Raw genomic sequence first — 17,188 nt, 5'->3', positions numbered from 1 at the left:
CTTCATTCCCGGTGGCGCGCGCGGGCGGCGCAGCCTAGCCCGCGACGGCGACCTCTTCGGCCTTGCCGGTCAAGACGTCCAGCGTCGGGCAGTCCGCTTCGGCAATGCCACGGTTGCGGCAAATGCGAAGGCGGCGCTTTTCATCCTTGGCGGCCTGCTTCTCGGCGGCTTCGGCAGCCAGACGCTCGGCCTCGACCTTTGCGGCCTCTTCCTCGATGATCTTCTGCTTGTCGATTTCGACCTGCGCGCGGTTTTCCTCGGTGTCCGGCACGGCCCGCCCGTAGGCGTCGTCCATGAACGGCCCTTCGGCGGCAAGGCTTTCCTCCAGCGTCCGCACCTTGACCTTGTCGCCCGTCTCGACACGGTTGAACAGGTCGATGGCGTCCTGATTGAACAGCCGGATGCAGCCCGCGCTCGTCGCCCGCCCGATCGAGGCATTGTCGATCGTGCCGTGAATGCGGAACATCGTGTCGCGTCCGTTGCGATACAGATACATCGCCCGCGCCCCCAGCGGGTTTTCAAGCCCCCCGGGCAGACCGGCGGCATATTCCGCATACATGTCGGGCCGCGTCTTGATCATGTTCGCGGTCGGCTGCCAGCTCGGCCATTCCGCCTTGCGCCCGACATAGCCGGTGCCCTTGAACGACAGCCCCTCGCGCCCGACGGCAATGGCATAGCGGATGGCGCGATTGCCTTCGAGAACATAGTAAAGCCGCCGCGCGTTCACATCGACCACCACGGTTCCGGGCTTTTCATCCCCCGCAAACTCGACCTCGGTCCGCGAATTCGTCCCGAACAGGTGCAGCGGTTCGACCGCGGGGATCAGGAACTCGCCATCCTGCACGGCCTGATACTCGGGCGGAACCGACGCGGGCGCCTCTTCCACCGCAGGTTTGGGGGCGCAGGCCGCTGCGGTCAGCAGGGCAAGCAGGGCGGCAGCTTTGGTCAGGGAATGGAACACGATGGCAGGACCCGTAAGATGGATGTGCAAAGGCAGGTGCAGGACATGCCCAAAAGCACTTTAGTATGGCAACCCGTCAAGCCCCGCTTCGGTTTCCTCGCAACAAAAATCGGCACCAATGCGCCGCCGCCCGACCCTGACGCCGAAAACCGCCGCGCCGCGTCTTGCATGGGCCGCATCAGCCCCCATCTGCACAGGGTAAAACCACGGTAAAAGGAGATGCGAATGCAGTGCCCCGTCGACAACGAAACGCTGGTGATGGCCGACCGGAACGGCGTCGAGATCGATTATTGCCCCAAATGCCGCGGCGTCTGGCTCGACAGGGGCGAGCTTGACAAGATCATCGACCGCGCCGCCTCCGCTCCTGCTGCCGCCGCTGCCGCCCCCGCTCCGCAGGCGCGCGCACCGCAACCGCCGCAACCGCCGCAGGGCTACGCCCCCGACCCGCGCTACCGCGACGATGACGACTATCGCCACGGCTACAAGCGCAAGAAGCGCGAAAGCTTCCTCGGCGAATTGTTCGATTTCTGATCCGGCCGGGGCCGCGCCCGCCTACCAGCGGTTCAGCGCGGCCTCGTCCTCGTCCTTGGCGGCGACCCATGTCGCGCCATCGGCCCCGATTTCCTTCTTCCAGAACGGCGCGCGGGATTTCAGATAGTCCATCAGGAATTCCGCCGCCGCAAAGGCATCGGCCCGATGCGGCGCGGCCGTGGCGACCATCATGATCGCCTCGCCCCCCGCCAACCGCCCGAAACGGTGGATCACCAAGGCATCGCTCAACGCCCAGCGCGCTACTGCCTCGGCAGCAATCGCGGCAATCGCCTTTTCGGTCATGCCCGGATAATGCTCGATCTCCATCGCCGACAGCGCGCCGCCATTGTCGCGCACCAGCCCCATAAAGGTGACGATGGCCCCCGCCCCCTTCGCCCCTTCGGCAAAGGCGACCGATTCGGCCCCCAGATCGAAGGGCGCGGCTTGCACGCGGACGCGCATCTCAGCCCCCTGTCATCGGCGGAAAGAACGCCACCTCGCGCACCCCTGCCAGCGGCGCGTCGAACGACGACAACTCCTGATCCAGCGCCACCCGAAGCGAGGCGAGGTCGGCAAACGCCGCCTCGTAACGCGGCTCGCGGGCGCGCAATTCAGCGACCAGCTCGGCCACCGTCGCGGCCCCCGTCTCGAGCCTTTCGCGCGGCAAGCCGATCCGCTCGCGCACCCAGGCGAAATACATGACGTCGATCATTTGTCCTCGCGCAGGTAAGGCAGGGATTTGCGGAAATAATCCCATCCCGTCACCAAGGTGAGGATCGCCGCCACCCAGATCAAGCCCAGCCCCACCATGGTCGCATAGGACGAACACCCCCGCGTCCCGCAGGACCGGATCGGATCGGCCAGACCCTGCGACACAAGGTCGGCGTATTGGTCGGGCGTCAGCCCCTGCCGCGCGATGCCTTCCAGATGTTCCAGCCCGGTTCCAAGGAACAGGATCGAAATCGCCACCATCTGCGCCGTGGTCTTCCACTTCGCAAGCGAAGTCACCTTAAGCAGCCCCGCCTTGGCCCCCAGAAACTCGCGCAAGCCCGACACGAAAACCTCACGGAACAGGATCGCGGTGACGGGCAGGATCAGCCACGGGTTCATTCCCGAATATCCGGTAATGATCACCAGCGCGATCACCACCATCGCCTTGTCGGCAATCGGGTCAAGCATCGCGCCGAACTTGCTTTCCTGTGCCCATGCGCGGGCGATGTAGCCGTCGAACCAATCGGTGACCGCCGCCGTGATGAACAGCGTCAGCGCGAACCAGTCGGCCAGCGGGCGATGGAAATAAAGGAACATCACCGCCACAGCCGGCGCTGCGAAAAGACGGATGACGGTCAGGATGTTCGGCAATGTCCATTTCATGGGCAAAGGGATAACAGGCATTCCGAAGGATTTGGAAGCACAAAGGCGACAGGTCGCGCAGGTTGACGCGACCTGTCGCCTTGGCTAGCAGGCGCAGACGTCAGGAAAAGGGGTGGGGCATGGCCCGCACGAAAAAAGGCAGGGCGGTTTCGGGCTGGCTTGTCGTCGACAAACCCGCCGGAATTACCTCGACCGCCGTGGTGAACAAGGTGAAATGGGCCTTTCAGGCGCAAAAGGCAGGCCATGCCGGCACGCTCGACCCGGCCGCGACCGGTGTTCTTGCCGTGGCACTGGGCGAGGCGACAAAGACCGTCCCCTACATCACCGACGCGCTGAAATGTTACCGCTTCATGGTCCGCCTCGGCGCGGCAACCACCACCGACGATGCCGAAGGCACGGTGATCGCCACCTCCGACAATCGCCCCGCGACCGATGCCATCGCCGCCGCCCTTGCGGCCTTTCGCGGCGACATCATGCAGGTTCCGCCCCAATTCTCGGCCGTCAAGGTCGACGGCGAGCGCGCCTATGACCTCGCCCGCGAGGGCGAGGCGATGGACCTCGCCGCCCGCCCGCTCTGGGTCGACAGCCTTGTGCTGATCGCCCGCCCCGATGCCGACCATGTCGAGCTTGAAATGGTCTGCGGCAAGGGCGGCTATGTGCGCTCCATCGCCCGCGACCTCGGTCAGGCGCTGGGCTGCCTCGGCCATGTTCTGTGGCTCCGGCGCGAATGGTCCGGCCCCTTCACCGCAGCCGGGGGCGTCAGCCTCGATGACATCGACCGCCTCGCCCGCAGCGAGGACATCGACGCGCTTCTAAAGCCCCTCGAACTCGGCCTTGCCGACCTGCCCGAGCTTGTCGCCACGCCCGAAGGCGCGGCGCGGCTGAAGAACGGCAACCCCGGCATGGTCCTCGCCTCAGGCATCGAATGGGGCGACCAGGCATGGGCCAGCTATCAGGGCCGCGCCGTGGCCGTGGGCATCTACAAATCCGGCGAGCTTCACCCCTCGCGCGTGTTCAACTGACCCTTTTCTTCCTTTTCCGCCTTCAAATATCCTCGGAGAGAGTCGCAGCTTGCCGCGACGGGGGGCAGACGGCCCCCCTGTGCGACATTGGCCAAAGGCACCGCCCATGATCACCCGCCACCACCGCAAAGGCGATGCCGACAGCACGGCGGTCTATTCCGATTGCGAAGCCTACCGCTACCTGCTCACAAGGGTCTGGAACGCGGGCGGGCAAAGGGCGCTTTTCGTCATGCTCAACCCCTCGACCGCGACCGAAGCCCAGAACGACCCCACCGTCGAACGCTGCGAACGCCGCGCCCGCGCGCTTGGCTTCGGCAGCTTCCGCGTCACCAACATCTTCGCCTACCGCGCCACCGATCCCCGCGTCATGCGCGCCCAAGCCGACCCGATCGGCCCCGAAAACGATGCGGCGATCACGCAAAGCGCGACAGGATGGGCCGACCGCATCATCTGCGCATGGGGCACACACGGCGCGCATCTTGACCGTGGGGCACAGGTCGAAGCCCTGCTCCGCAGCACGGGGCGCCCGCTCTTCACCCTTGGCCTGACGCAGGGCGGCCACCCCAAGCACCCGCTTTACATCGGCTACGACCAGCAGCCCGAACCGTGGTCAGGCTGACCGCAGCAAGACCTCCTCGGCCCCCAGCCCCGCCGCGCCCACGACACGCGCCAGCACAACCCCGTCAAGGCTGATCACCGCATCCACCCCGTCGTCGGCCACGGAAACCGCGGGCGACGGGTGCGCCGCGGCGTCATAGACCACGACCAGCCGGTCCTCGGCCCCGTCATAATCCATCACCCGCGCCTCACCCGCGCCAAGCTCGAACCGGTCCGCACCGGCGCCCCCCGTCAACCAGCCGGAAGCGCCGCCGACCAGCACATCATCCCCCGCCCCGCCATTCAGAAAGTCGGCCCCCGCACCGGCGACCAGCAGGTCATTGCCCGCGCCGCCGTCGATCTCGTCGTTTCCGGCCCCGCCCGACAGGCTGTCATTGCCCGCCTCGCCGGTCAGCCGGTCATCGCCATCGCCGCCCATAGCGGAATCCTCGCCCCCGCCGCCGGTCAGGGAATCGTCGCCCGCCCCGCCCGCAAGGGTATCGTCACCGTCCCATCCGGCGACCGCGTCATTGCCCGCCTCGCCCCAAAGCAGGTCATCGCCCGCCCCGCCGCGCAAACGGTCCTCTCCTTCGCCGCCGCGCAGGTGGTCATCCCCGTCGCTGCCGTCCAGAACATCGTTGCCCGCATCTCCGGCAAGGCTGTCATCGCCCGCGCCGCCGCCGATGGCATCATCGCCACCCCCGCCGCGCGCCGCATCATCCCCGCCCGCACCGTTCAGCACGTCGGCGGCATCCGTTCCGGCAAGAACCACGGGCGCATCGGGCGCATCGGCACCGTCGTCCGACTGCGGCATCCCCTCGTCCACGAAGGGCGTGTTCCCGATCAGCGACACCTCGGTCAGGGTCGGATCCGATTCGGGCTGCGCCCCGGGCAAGGCCGCATCGGCCTCGTCCGCAGCCGCGCCATCGGCGCTGTCATCCGTGCCACTGTCGAACATGGCATCCACCGCCATGCCCGCCGCCACCAGCCCCAAAAGGCCCAAAAGCCCCAGCATACCCTTACCCCCGAACCATTACGCACCCCTGCGCCTGTCGGAGCCTGCCGCGCAGGCGTTAAAAATATCCTACACCGCGCCGGAAATCGACAGCTTCCCGCGCCGATGGTTAACAGCCCCCCCACGCACCCACCCACGCGCTCCCCGCGCGCAATTCCCCCTTCCCTTTCGCGGCATTTCCCCCTATACGCCCGCATCCCCCGGCCTGCCGTGGGGTTCAACGGCCCTGCTGGACGACATCCCGGCTCGTGCCTTCACCCTCTTCACAGGAGACTCCGATGTCGATCACCGTCGAAGAAAAAGCCCGCCTCATCAAGGAATACGCGACCAAGGAAAACGACACCGGCTCGCCGGAAGTCCAGGTCGCCATCCTGTCGTCGCGCATCGCCACCCTGACCGAGCACTTCAAGGGCCACAAGAAGGACAACCACTCGCGTCGTGGCCTTCTCATGATGGTTGCCCAGCGCCGCAAGCTGCTGGACTACCTCAAGGCCAAGGACGAAGGCCGTTACGCATCGCTGATCGCACGCCTCGGCCTGCGCCGCTGATCCGTTCCGCCTTGCCGGACAGAACGCCCGTGCGAAAGCGCGGGCGTTTTCCATTCCAACAGGCGAAATCTGACGCAGATTTCGCGCCGGAATTTGACGCAAATTCCGTTTTCCCCCGCGCATCGGTCGGCCATCCGGTTTCTGCGTCAGAAACCGGCGCGGAATTTGCGTCAAATTCCGCTTGCGCCACGGCTGCCCGACTCCACGCTTTCCAAACTACGCCTTTTGCTGTAAGGCCCCCCCATCTGCGACGTGAGGCCATGCCCCCGGCCACATGCAAAGGATAGGGGGCGGCGGCAATGGGGCCGCCATGAAAACGGGGGACCGGCAGGGGCCGTGATCCTCCAGATAGGATCCGCTGATGTTCAACGTAGTCAAGAAATCAATCCAGTGGGGCGGTGAAACGCTCACTCTGGAAACCGGCAAGGTCGCGCGTCAGGCCGACGGCACCGTCATCGCCACTCTGGGCGAGACCTCCGTCATGGCCAACGTCACCTTCGCCAAGGCCGCCAAGCCGGGTCAGGACTTCTTCCCCCTGACCGTGCATTACCAGGAAAAATACTACGCCGCCGGCAAGATCCCGGGCGGCTTCTTCAAGCGCGAGGCGCGCCCGTCGGAAAAAGAGACGCTGACCTCGCGTCTGATCGACCGTCCCTGCCGCCCGCTCTTCGTCGAAGGCTTCAAGAACGAAGTCCTCGTCATGTGCACCGTTCTGTCGCACGACCTGCACAACGAACCCGACGTCCTCGCCATGATTGCCGCCTCGGCGGCTCTGACGATCTCGGGCGTGCCCTTCATGGGCCCGATCGGCGCGGCCCGCGTCGGCTTCTCGAACGGCGAATACGTGCTGAACCCCTCGGTCGATGACCTGCAGGGCCTGCGCAACAACCCCGACCAGCGCCTCGACCTCGTCATCGCCGGCACCAAAGACGCCGTGATGATGGTGGAATCCGAAGCCTATGAACTGACCGAAGCCGAAATGCTCGGCGCGGTGAAATTCGGCCATGCCGCGATGCAGCCGGTCATCGACCTGATCATCGACCTCGCCGAAGACGCCGCCAAAGAGCCCTTCAACTTCGAAGCGCCCGATTACTCGGCCCTCTACGCCAAGGTCAAAGCCGCCGGCGAAACCCAGATGCGCGCCGCCTTCGCACTGAAGGACAAGCAGGAACGCACCAACGCGATTTCCGCCGCCGTCTCGGCCATCAAATCGGCCCTCTCGGACGAAGACCTTGCCGACATCAACCTCGGCTCGGCGATCAAAAAGCTGGAATCCTCGATCCTGCGCGGCGACATCATCAACGGTGGCGCCCGCATCGACGGCCGCGACAACAAGACCGTCCGCCCGATCGTGTCGGAAACGGGCGTCCTGCCGCGCACCCACGGCTCGTCGCTCTTTACCCGCGGCGAAACGCAGGCGCTGGTCGTGACCACGCTCGGAACGGGCGAGGATGAGCAGATCATCGACGCCCTGCACGGCAACAGCCGCTCGAACTTCCTGCTGCACTACAACTTCCCGCCCTATTCGGTCGGCGAAGTGGGTCGCGTGGGTTCGCCCGGCCGTCGCGAGATCGGTCACGGCAAACTGGCATGGCGCGCGCTGCAAGCCGTTCTGCCCGCGCCGACCGACTTCCCCTACACCATCCGCGTCGTGTCCGAGATCACGGAATCGAACGGCTCCTCCTCGATGGCCTCCGTCTGCGGCGGCTCGCTCTCGATGATGGATGCGGGCGTTCCGCTGAAAGCTCCGGTCGCCGGCGTCGCGATGGGTCTGATCCTCGAAGACGATGGCCGCTGGGCCGTGCTGACCGACATCCTCGGCGACGAGGATCACCTGGGCGACATGGACTTCAAGGTTGCGGGCACCACCGCCGGCATCACCTCGCTGCAAATGGACATCAAGGTCGCGGGCATCACGCCCGAGATCATGGAGCAAGCTCTGGCACAGGCCAAGGACGGGCGTCTGCACATCCTCGGCGAGATGGCCAAGGCGATTTCCGCGCCGCAAGGCTTCTCGGAATATGCGCCCAAGATCGAGACCATGACGATCCCCACCGACAAGATCCGCGAAGTGATCGGTTCGGGCGGCAAGGTCATCCGCGAAATCGTCGAACTGTCGGGCGCCAAGGTCGACATCAACGACGACGGCATGATCAAGATCGCCTCGTCCTCGGCGGAAGCGATCAAGAAAGCCTACGACATGATCTGGTCGATCGTGGCAGAACCCGAAGAGGGCCAGATCTACACCGGCAAGGTCGTGAAACTGGTCGACTTCGGCGCCTTCGTGAACTTCTTCGGCAAGCGTGACGGTCTGGTCCATGTGTCGCAAATCGCGAACAAGCGCCTGAACCACCCGAACGAGATCCTGAAGGAAGGCCAAGAGGTCAAGGTCAAGCTCCTCGGCTTCGACGACCGCGGCAAGGTCCGGCTCGGCATGAAGATGGTCGACCAGGAAACCGGTCAGGAAATCGCCGAAAAGAAAGAGGAAGCCGAAGCGTAAGCTTCCGCCCCCGACCCACGAAAGCCCCGGCGGAAACGCCGGGGCTTTTTCTTTGAGCAAACGGTTGCAACGCGAGGGTAAACACGCTTAATGCCAAAGACGGCGCGTGCCGGGTTGCGAGTGTTACGGGTGTGTGATGGCTGCTGAAAAGCGTTTGCTTCTGGTTGGATTCCGATCTCCTGAAATAGAATCCTTTTTGGACCTTGGTGCCGATGTCCGAGTTGCATTTGTCAACACGGACCGTGGACGAAGACTTCCAGATCTCCCGATAGAAATGTTCCTGCATTACCGTGTGGTAAGGCACTATGAAGAGGCATATCTTAGAAAAGATTTCCCCGCTGAACTTAGAAGCGAGATTTTTCAAAAGGCGTTCAATCTATATCGACGCCATTTTGCCAGAGTAACATTTTCCAGAAATCTTTCTTTTAGAAGTTGGCTCAATATGGATAACCTTTTCCATATTTCGGCAAATTTCTTTTTTGATATTATAAAGCGGCAAGGCATAACAACGATAGTATTTTCAAACTTTCCCCATCAAGGCCCATATATAATATTATACGAGCTAGCAAAGTGTCTTGGCATTGATACGGTTTTGGCAACTCAATCACAATTCAGAGGTCAAATATGGATTGCACGAAGCATTGAGAACTTTGGAGATTTTAAAGATGTCCAAGGAGCGGATCAACCTATTCCCACGCCCAACGAGCCAACCCAGCCGTTCTACATGAAACGGAGGGGCAAGTTGCTTCGCTTGGTGAGCACCTCCGCCACGTTCTTGCGTGAACTGGTCAAGATTGTATTGAAAACTATTTCCCTGCAAATATTCATAAACCCAAATTCCGTAGACCGAAACTTAAGTCGACTTGTTCAAGCACGCGACCGTTTGAAAATAGGGTCAATTAGTACGTCTGATATTTCAGACGTGGATTTATCTGAGCCCTACGTCTATTTCCCGCTCCATCTGCAGCCGGAAATGACAACCGACACCTGGGGTTTCGCCTATGCCGACCAGCTTCTCGCCATCGAGGAACTGGCCGCGGCCCTTCCGGCGGGAACGCTGATCTACGCCAAGGAAAACCCGATCCAGACCAAATTCATGCGCGAGCCAAGCTTCTACCGCCGCCTCCGCGCCATTCCGAACCTGCGCTACGTGGGCGAACATGTTCCCTCCTTCGAACTTATCCGCAACTCGCTCTTTGTCGCCACCATCTCGGGCACGGCAGGCTACGAGGCGGCGCTCATGGGCAAGGGCGCGATCCATTTCGGCGTGGCATGGTATGCCACCCTTCCGGGCGTGTTCCGCTGGCAAGGGGCCGAAACTGTGGCTAAGGCGATGGCAGTGCAGCCTGACCGCCCCGCACTGGAAACTGCCTTCACAAAGCTCACATCAAAGCTCTACCCCGGCGTGATTGATCCAGACTACGGAGTTCTCATAGAAGGCTTTGACCGTGAGGCCGAAGGTCGCCGCGCGGTCGAATCCCTGCTGTCCGTGATCCGCGACACCCCTACCCCAACACCTCCACCGTGACCGGCGTGGCATAGCCCACATCCCGCGTCACGTGGCGGCCGATCACGCGGTCCCACTCTTTCGGCGGCAGGCCGAATCCGGGGCGCACGCTGCGGATATCATCGGCGGTGATCACCTGCCCCGCCTTCAGCGGCCGCACGAAGTAAAGCGAGCGGCGGAAGATGACGTTGCCCTGCTCGCTCGACTTGCGGCCATAATCCACCCGCCCCAGCGCCTCCCACGCCGTGCGCGCATCGCGGCAGAGGGCGGCGAAATCGGCAGGCTCGAGCGAGAAACTGTCATCCGGCCCGCCGCCCGAACGGTCCAGCGTAAAGTGCTTCTCGATGATCGAAGCCCCCAAAGCCACGCTCGCCACGGCGGTCGCATTGTCCAGCGTATGGTCCGACAGCCCCGTCACCGTGCCGAACCGCGCCGCCATATCGGGAATGGTGCGCAGGTTGTATTGGTCGGCAGGCGCGGGATAGCCGCTCACGCAATGCAGGATGGCAAGCTCACGGCACCCGCCGCCCCGCGCCGCATCGATGGCCTCGGCGATCTCATCCGCATCCGCCATGCCGGTCGAAATGATCATCGGCTTCCCCGTCGCCGCCGCATAGCGGATCAGCGGAAGGTCGACCGCCTCGAAGGACGCGATCTTGTAGGCGGGCGCGTTCAGATCCTCGAGCAGGTCGACGGCCGTCGTGTCGAAGGGCGACGAGAACATCGTCACCCCCCGCGCCCGCGCGCGCTCGAACAAAGCGGCGTGCCAGTCCCAGGGGGTGAACGCCTCGGCATATAGGTCGAACAGCCGCCGCCCGTCCCACAGCCCGCCCTTGATGACAAAGGCATCGTCGTCGCTGTCGAGCGTGATCGTATCGGGCCGATAGGTCTGGATCTTGACCGCATCCACCCCCGTCGCCGCCGCCGCATCGACAAGGTCGAGCGCCCGCTCGAAACTGCCGTTATGGTTCGCCGAAAGCTCGGCGATCAGATAGGGCGGATGCTCCGGCCCGATGGCGCGGCCTGCGATGCTGATACTCATACTCACCCCTCCATCCGGCTGCGCCGGACCTCGAACCTGTCAAAATCGCCGTCCCGTCCTGCAAACCGGTATCCGGCCCGCCGGAACAGCCGCAGCGATGGCGCATTGTCGCAATGGACCTCGGCCAGAAAGCGGGCAATCCCCGCCCGCATCCCCTCTTGCTCAGCCGCCCAAAGCACCGCCGCCGCCATGCCGCGCCCCCGCGCTGCGGGCGCAAGGCACAGGCTGACCGCAGCAACGCCCTGTTCCGAACTATCCAGCCGCACATAGCCCAGCGGCGCATCGCCTTGCATCACCACAAGATGAAGCCGCGCCGGATCGGCAAGCGCGTTGGCAAACCAGTCTCGATGCGCCGCAAGCGGGGTCGCTTTGCCCGAGCGGTAAAAGCGCGCCGCATCCCCGTCTTCGCGCCAGTGCCACACAGCATCGCAATCGCCCATCCCCGCGCGACGGACCGTCAGCGCCATCGCGGCCATCGCATCGCAGACCCGCTCCACCCCGCGCCCGTCCGTAACCCGTGCCGCCGCTGCCGACATGGTCGCCAGAACCGCACCATCCGCGCAAGCGACCAGCGCCGCAAGAAGCCGCGCCTCCATCGCGTCATCCACGCCGCCCAGCGCCAGCGCCGCCCCTTGGCGCACCAGCGACCCGATCACCTCGGTCTGGTTGTCGGCCAATTGCACCATCAGGCTCGGCACCCCCAGACAGCACCGCTCCCAAGCCGAAGTGCCGCCCGCGCCGATCACCAGATCGCACTCCCGCAACAGCCTGGCCATATGCGGCGTGGCGACATGCAGCCGCACCGGCCCACCGGCCCGCGCGCGCATCCGGTCCAGATGCACGGCCTGCGCACCCAGCACCACATCGACCTCCACCTGCGGCAAAGCCCCGGTCAGCACCGAAAGCACCCGCCCTGTCACATCGGCGGGGTCATAGCCACCCATCGCAACCATCACGCGGCCAAGCTGCGGTTTCGCCCGCCGTGCCAGGCTCTGCTCCCGCTCACCCGCAAAGGCAGGGGACAGCAAGGCATAGTCCGGCCCAAGCAGCAGGTTGCACCCCGCCGTAGCCTTGCCCGCATGCGTCGCAGCATCATGCCCGGGCATCGGATCGACCAGCATATCCACCACATGGGCGCGGTCGGCCAGATCGTCGATCGCCATCACCCGCATCGAAGCGCCCGCAACCGCCCGCTCCCACGCGGCATCCAAAGCATAGTGATCCACAACCAGCCATCCGGCCCCCAGCCGTTCCAGAACGCCAAGGCTCTGCGCCGCGTCCTCGGCCGGATCGACCCCCAGCCACCCGTCGCGCCGCGCCTCATCACGCGTCGGCAAAAGATGCACCCCATGCCCCCGCGCAAGGATCGCATCGGCCATATGCCCCGCATGGTCGCGGCACAGAAAGTTGCACTCATGCCCGCGCGCCGCCAAGGCATCGGCCAGCGTCAGGCACCGCATCACATGGCCGCTGCCGATATGCACCGCCGCATCGACGCGGAACGCAACACTAGCCGCCATCGACTTGCCTGCCCTCTTCCGCCAGCACACGGAACATCACTTCGGCCCGCGCCCAATCCTCGGGCGTGTCGATATCCTGAACGCGGTGGCGCGGCAGCAAGATCGTGGTGCTGCGCGGCCCATAGACCGACCGCCCCCCGCGCCACGCATCGGCCCGCCCCCAATAGAACTGCCCCACATCGTGGAACGCCTCGGTCAGGTCTTGCGACCGCACCCGCTCTTGTGCGGGGTCGAACATGGCAATGCGCCCGTCCGCCTCGCGCCGCAGGGCACGCTGGATGGGAAAGCCAAAGCTCGTCACCGGAAAGGCATAGTCCCAATCCCCCGCGACCAGCGCCGCCGCCCCGCGCGCCAGATCATCGGCCCGCACGAAGGGCGCGGTGGCGTAAAGACAGCACACGCACCCATCGGCCCCCAAAGCGCCGACCGCATGTTGCATGACGTCGATTGTCGTGGCGAAATCATCCGACAGCGCCGCAGGCCGCAGGAACGGCACCTCGGCCCCCAACCCCCGCGCGACCTCGGCAATCTCGGGATCGTCTGTCGATACCACGATCCGCTCGAAACACCCCGCCCCGATCGCGGCGCGGATCGACCAGCCGATCATCGGCAGACCGCAGAACGAGCGGATGTTCTTGCGCGGAATACGCTTGCTGCCCCCCCGCGCCGGAATGACAGCCACGCTCATAGTGCGGCCCTCAGACTGGACACGACATGATCCTGCTCGGCTTCGGTCAGCGCCGGATGCAGGGGAAGCGTGATTGCCCTGTCGTAATAGGCCTCTGCCGCCGGAAACTGCCCTGCGGCAAATCCCATCGCACGGTAAAAAGGCTGAAGATGGACGGGGAAATAATGCACGTTCACGCCGATCCCCGCCGCCCGCAACGCATCGAAGACCGAAGCCCGCCGCGCGACCTGCACGGGGTAAAGATGCAGCGCCGACAGGTTCGCTGCATCGCGATAGGGCAGCGCCACCGGCAACCCCGCCAGCAAGCGGTCATACCGCGCCGCCAACCCCTGCCGCCGCGCGGCGAACGCCTCAAGCCGCGATAGTTGGCTTAGCCCCAGTGCCGCCTGAAGGTCGGTCATGCGGTAATTGTAGCCCAGTTCCAACTGCTGATAAAACCACGGCCCCTCGACCGCTCCCTGCATCAGCGCAGGATCGCGGGTAATGCCGTGGCTGCGGAACAGCGCCATGCGCTCGGCCAGCCTTTCATCCTGCGTCACGGCCATCCCGCCCTCGGCGGTGGTCACGATCTTCACGGGATGGAAGCTGAATACCGTCACGTCGCTATGGGCGCAGTCGCCCACCATCCGCCCGGCCTGCCGCGCCCCGATGGCATGCGAGGCATCCTCGATCACCCGCACCCCGTAGCGCCGCGCCAAAGCGCCGATTGCCGCCATGTCGCAAGGCTCGCCCGCGAAATGCACCGGCACCAGCACCTTCGGCAAACGCCCCCTGCGCTCGGCATCGGCCAGCTTCGCCTCAAGCGCGGGCACCGACATGTTCAGCGTCACAGGGTCGATATCCACGAAATCGACCGAAGCCCCGCAATAAACCCCGCAATTGGCCGAAGCGACAAAGGTGTTCGGCACTGTCCAGAGAAAGTCACCCTTCCCCAAGCCGAGCGCCAGACAGGCAACGTGCAGCGCCGAGGTCGCGCTGTTCGCCGCCACCGCATGGCGCGCACCGACGATCCGCGCCACTTCGGCCTCGAACCGCGGCACCGCCGGGCCCTGCGTCAGGAAATCCGACCGCAGCACCGCGACGACCGCCGCGACATCCTCGTCCGAGATGGATTGGCGACCATAGGGAATCATCAGATGCGATCGATCTTGGCTTGGTTCCGGTCGATCCACGCCGCCAACTCCGGCCCGCTCATCCAATGCGGGTTGTTGTCCGAGGTATAGCTGAAATCGGCAGGCACCGGCCGCCCGTCCTTGATCCGTGCAGGCGAATCCGCCCAGCCGTTGATCGCGGGCAAAATCTTGTAATGCGCGTCATATTCAAAGGTGAAGGGCGCATCCTCCACCCCCACCATCTGTTCATGCAGCTTCTCTCCGGGGCGGATGCCGACCACCTCTTGCCGCGCATCGGGGGCCACGACCGATGCCACATCCACCACGCGCATCGAAGGGATCTTCTTGACGTAGATCTCGCCACCCTCGGTATCGGCAAAGGCGTGCCAGACCAGTTCGACCCCCTCTTCGAGGCTGATCATGAACCGCGTCATCCGCGGGTCGGTGATGGGCAGAACCCCCTTGTCGCGGATCGACATGAAGAAGGGTATGACCGACCCGCGCGAGCCCATGACATTGCCGTAACGCACCACGGCAAAGCGCGTCCCATGCTCGCCCGAATAGGCGTTGCCCGCGACAAACAGCTTGTCCGATGCCAGCTTCGACGCGCCATAGAGGTTGATCGGGCTCGACGCCTTGTCGGTGGACAGCGCCACGACCCTCTTGACCCCTGCATCGATGCAGGTGTCGATCACGTTCATCGCCCCGATGACATTGGTCTTGATGCATTCAAAGGGGTTGTATTCCGCCGTCGGCACGATCTTGGTCGCTGCGGCATGGACGACATAATCCACCCCGTGCAGCGCCCGCGCCAGCCGCTCCTTGTCGCGCACGTCGCCGATAAAGAAGCGCACGCGCTTGTCATGGCCGTAAAGCTTGGCCATTTCCCATTGCTTCATCTCGTCACGGGAAAAGATGATCAACTTGGCAGGATTGCACCGCTTCAGCGTCATCTCGGTAAAGGCATGACCGAAAGAACCGGTCCCGCCCGTCATAAGGATCGTCGCACCATCAAAATTCATCACACAACCATCGAACTGGGTATCACCGTTACAGTCACAGCCGATACGCATTAAACCAGATAGCCGCAAGCGGCCCGTGCAGCCGGATCAGTCCCGCACCCACAACACAACGTCCCGCAACCGCGCCGCCTGCCGCAGACCCGCGGCCCCCATCCGGGCGCAGATCGCATCGACAGTCGCCTCACCGTCGGGATAGACCGCAGGATGCAGTTCCATGATGACGGTGCCGGCGTGGGCAAGGACATCGCCCTCACCCAGCACCAGCGGCACTTCCCCGCCCTCGATATCACAGACAAGGGTAAAGCCCTCGGGCCGACCTATCCCTTGCCACACCTCCGCAAGCGTCACCGCGGGCACCTCGATCACGCCCGCAGCATCACCTTCGGCCAGTCGGTTGGCATGGATGTTCCCGCCCGCCGCGAACCGCGCGACAGGCCCGCCGTAAAAGACCGCGGCATGCCGCAACTCGACCCCCGCGCGCTTGCCCACACCCGCATTCACGGAACAGACCGGAAGCAGCGCCTCGTTCGCCTCGACGATCACATGCGCCAGCCCCGCGCGCAGCCGAGACCCGATCAGCGCCGAGACGATGCCAAGCGACCCGCCCAGTTCGATCACGGGGCAATCGGGCGGCAGATGCGACAGGATCAGCGCCGCCTCCTCCGCCTCGTATTTGCCGCGCAGCAGCGCATTGGCGAAACCGGGTTGGTCCATGACGGGCAGCCGCACCTCGACCCCGTGGAAATCGAAACGCCAGCCGTGCTGCGCGACATGCTTGCGCACACGCCGCCAGCGCAGAAAATCGCGGATCATGCTCATGGCGCGGAATACTCCCCGTGATCGCCGACCGATGAAAACGCCCCGCTGACCTGCCCCAGCACACGCGACCGCCGCCGCGCCGACCACAGGTTATGCGGCAAGATCAGGCCCGAAAGCGCAGGCAGCACCGTGCGCAGCAACGGAAGCGGCCTGCCATGCTTGCGCAGCACGTAATGCCGCGACCGCGCCATGTGATAACCCTTCAGCCAGGCCACATCCGCCGTGCGCGGTGCCGCCGTGCCGGCCACATGCCGCACCACCGCCTCGGGCACGTGCCACAGCTTGCCAAGCGCCGCCAACCGCAGGGCAAGATCGTGATCCTCGTGGTAAAGAAAGATCGCCGGATCGAACCCGCCCACCGCCTCGAACGCGGCGCGCCGCACGAACAGCGCGCAGCCCGACAGGACCGGAAGCCCGACAGGTTCGGCTGGCGCCTCGCCCCGCCCGCCCGACCCTGACAAAAGGATCGAACCGGTCCGGAAATGCGCCCGCCCCTGCGCATCGACAATCAGCGGATTGGCTGCGACGAAACCCGGCAGACTGTCTGCCGCCCGCTCCAGCGCCGAAATGCATCCGGGTGCCAACTGGGCATCTGGATTGACGAAGAACAGGTTTTTGCCTTGCGCCAGCGCCGCCCCGGCATTGCAGCCGCGCCCGAAACCTTCGTTCCGCTCCAGCCGCACCAGCCGCGCGCCGCTTTCCGCGACGATCGCATCCAATGGCTGCGCGCCGCCATTGTCCACCACGACGCAATCGGCATCCCCGACAGACCGCAGCAACCCGCCCAGCACGGCGGCACTGTTGTAAGAGACCGTCACCACGGTCGTTTCACTTGTCACGTCACACACTCGTCAAAAACACAGGCACCGGCACATTACCAAAAGCACATCTTAGTGACGCGTGGTCAATAGGACCATGAACTTTTGTCTA

Annotated in this window: 17 protein-coding genes and 1 pseudogene; 6 read left to right on the top strand and 12 right to left on the bottom strand. The window is 64.5% G+C overall.

From position 1 onward, the window contains the following. Positions 1-247: 247 nt before the first annotated feature. Positions 248-964 (bottom strand): annotated as a pseudogene (locus H7F16_RS12415) (L,D-transpeptidase); the annotation flags it as partial. Between the two features lie 222 nt (positions 965-1,186). Here H7F16_RS12415 and H7F16_RS12410 point away from each other — a divergent pair. Further along, on the top strand, positions 1,187-1,492 hold the full coding sequence (locus H7F16_RS12410) for a TFIIB-type zinc ribbon-containing protein (protein ID WP_185797916.1): 306 nt from the start codon (positions 1,187-1,189) through the stop codon (positions 1,490-1,492). A gap of 21 nt (positions 1,493-1,513) precedes the next feature. Here the strand turns inward: H7F16_RS12410 and H7F16_RS12405 are convergent, their stop codons facing one another. Genes H7F16_RS12405 through pgsA form a run of 3 tightly spaced genes read right to left on the bottom strand, consistent with a single transcriptional unit; the run spans position 1,514 to position 2,866 of the window. Next, positions 1,514-1,954 (bottom strand): molybdenum cofactor biosynthesis protein MoaE, encoded by a 441-nt coding sequence (locus H7F16_RS12405; protein WP_185797915.1) that lies wholly within the window; start codon positions 1,952-1,954, stop codon positions 1,514-1,516. Position 1,955: 1 nt separating this feature from the next. Next, a complete protein-coding gene (gene moaD, locus H7F16_RS12400) occupies positions 1,956-2,204 on the bottom strand; it encodes a molybdopterin converting factor subunit 1 (RefSeq protein ID WP_185797914.1) in 249 nt (82 codons plus the stop codon). Further along, positions 2,201-2,866: a CDP-diacylglycerol--glycerol-3-phosphate 3-phosphatidyltransferase gene (gene pgsA, locus H7F16_RS12395; protein ID WP_185797913.1), complete on the bottom strand. Its 666-nt coding sequence runs from the start codon at positions 2,864-2,866 to the stop codon at positions 2,201-2,203. Before pgsA ends, moaD begins: the two co-directional genes overlap by 4 nt. A gap of 119 nt (positions 2,867-2,985) precedes the next feature. Between pgsA and truB the strand changes: the two genes are divergently transcribed. Together truB and H7F16_RS12385 are read left to right on the top strand one after the other, a co-directional pair. Continuing rightward, positions 2,986-3,888 carry a tRNA pseudouridine(55) synthase TruB gene (gene truB / locus H7F16_RS12390; RefSeq protein WP_185797912.1) on the top strand — a complete coding sequence of 301 codons (903 nt, stop codon included), beginning with the start codon at positions 2,986-2,988 and terminating at the stop codon, positions 3,886-3,888. Between the two features lie 106 nt (positions 3,889-3,994). Next, on the top strand, positions 3,995-4,507 hold the full coding sequence (locus tag H7F16_RS12385) for a DUF1643 domain-containing protein (RefSeq protein WP_185797911.1): 513 nt from the start codon (positions 3,995-3,997) through the stop codon (positions 4,505-4,507). Here the strand turns inward: H7F16_RS12385 and H7F16_RS12380 are convergent. Then, positions 4,499-5,500 (bottom strand): calcium-binding protein, encoded by a 1,002-nt coding sequence (locus H7F16_RS12380; protein ID WP_185797910.1) that lies wholly within the window; start codon positions 5,498-5,500, stop codon positions 4,499-4,501. The two genes, H7F16_RS12385 and H7F16_RS12380, sit on opposite strands and share 9 nt — an antisense overlap. 278 nt (positions 5,501-5,778) lie before the next feature. On the opposite strand from H7F16_RS12380, the gene rpsO reads away from it, so the two are divergent. The 3 genes from rpsO (at position 5,779) to H7F16_RS12365 (ending at position 10,076) form a co-directional block, all read left to right on the top strand. Beyond that, positions 5,779-6,048 carry a 30S ribosomal protein S15 gene (rpsO, locus tag H7F16_RS12375; RefSeq protein ID WP_185797909.1) on the top strand — a complete coding sequence of 90 codons (270 nt, stop codon included), beginning with the start codon at positions 5,779-5,781 and terminating at the stop codon, positions 6,046-6,048. 361 nt (positions 6,049-6,409) lie between these two features. Next, entirely contained in the window at positions 6,410-8,548 is a 2,139-nt protein-coding gene (gene pnp / locus H7F16_RS12370; RefSeq protein ID WP_185797908.1) for a polyribonucleotide nucleotidyltransferase, read from the top strand. A 136-nt stretch (positions 8,549-8,684) separates the two neighbouring features. After that, a complete protein-coding gene (locus H7F16_RS12365) occupies positions 8,685-10,076 on the top strand; it encodes a capsular polysaccharide export protein, LipB/KpsS family (protein ID WP_185797907.1) in 1,392 nt (463 codons plus the stop codon). Here the strand turns inward: H7F16_RS12365 and pseI are convergent. The 7 genes from pseI to H7F16_RS12330 all read right to left on the bottom strand — a co-directional run bounded on the left by pseI (position 10,054) and on the right by H7F16_RS12330 (position 17,097). Further along, entirely contained in the window at positions 10,054-11,097 is a 1,044-nt protein-coding gene (gene pseI / locus H7F16_RS12360) for a pseudaminic acid synthase (RefSeq protein WP_185797906.1), read from the bottom strand. The two genes, H7F16_RS12365 and pseI, sit on opposite strands and share 23 nt — an antisense overlap. A gap of 2 nt (positions 11,098-11,099) precedes the next feature. Next, a complete protein-coding gene (gene pseG, locus H7F16_RS12355) occupies positions 11,100-12,617 on the bottom strand; it encodes a UDP-2,4-diacetamido-2,4,6-trideoxy-beta-L-altropyranose hydrolase (protein WP_185797905.1) in 1,518 nt (505 codons plus the stop codon). After that, positions 12,607-13,305, bottom strand: coding sequence for a pseudaminic acid cytidylyltransferase (gene pseF, locus H7F16_RS12350; protein WP_185797904.1), 699 nt, complete (start codon positions 13,303-13,305; stop codon positions 12,607-12,609). The genes pseG and pseF overlap by 11 nt, the downstream gene beginning before the upstream one ends. Next, positions 13,302-14,438: a UDP-4-amino-4,6-dideoxy-N-acetyl-beta-L-altrosamine transaminase gene (gene pseC, locus H7F16_RS12345; RefSeq protein ID WP_185797903.1), complete on the bottom strand. Its 1,137-nt coding sequence runs from the start codon at positions 14,436-14,438 to the stop codon at positions 13,302-13,304. The genes pseF and pseC overlap by 4 nt, the downstream gene beginning before the upstream one ends. After that, positions 14,438-15,439, bottom strand: a complete 1,002-nt coding sequence (pseB, locus tag H7F16_RS12340; RefSeq protein WP_185797902.1) for a UDP-N-acetylglucosamine 4,6-dehydratase (inverting) — start codon at positions 15,437-15,439, stop codon at positions 14,438-14,440. Before pseB ends, pseC begins: the two co-directional genes overlap by 1 nt. A gap of 87 nt (positions 15,440-15,526) precedes the next feature. Beyond that, a complete protein-coding gene (locus H7F16_RS12335; protein WP_185797901.1) occupies positions 15,527-16,258 on the bottom strand; it encodes an FkbM family methyltransferase in 732 nt (243 codons plus the stop codon). Continuing rightward, complete coding sequence (locus H7F16_RS12330; RefSeq protein ID WP_338402004.1) at positions 16,255-17,097, bottom strand: glycosyltransferase family 2 protein; 843 nt, start codon at positions 17,095-17,097, stop codon at positions 16,255-16,257. The genes H7F16_RS12335 and H7F16_RS12330 overlap by 4 nt, the downstream gene beginning before the upstream one ends. Between the last annotated feature and the right edge of the window lie 91 nt (positions 17,098-17,188).

Origin of the sequence: Paragemmobacter straminiformis (assembly GCF_014243445.1) — a bacterium.
GTDB lineage: Bacteria > Pseudomonadota > Alphaproteobacteria > Rhodobacterales > Rhodobacteraceae > Paragemmobacter > Paragemmobacter straminiformis.
The sequence above is the reverse complement of the archived record's forward strand: the minus strand, read 5'-3'. Positions and strand labels throughout refer to the sequence as shown.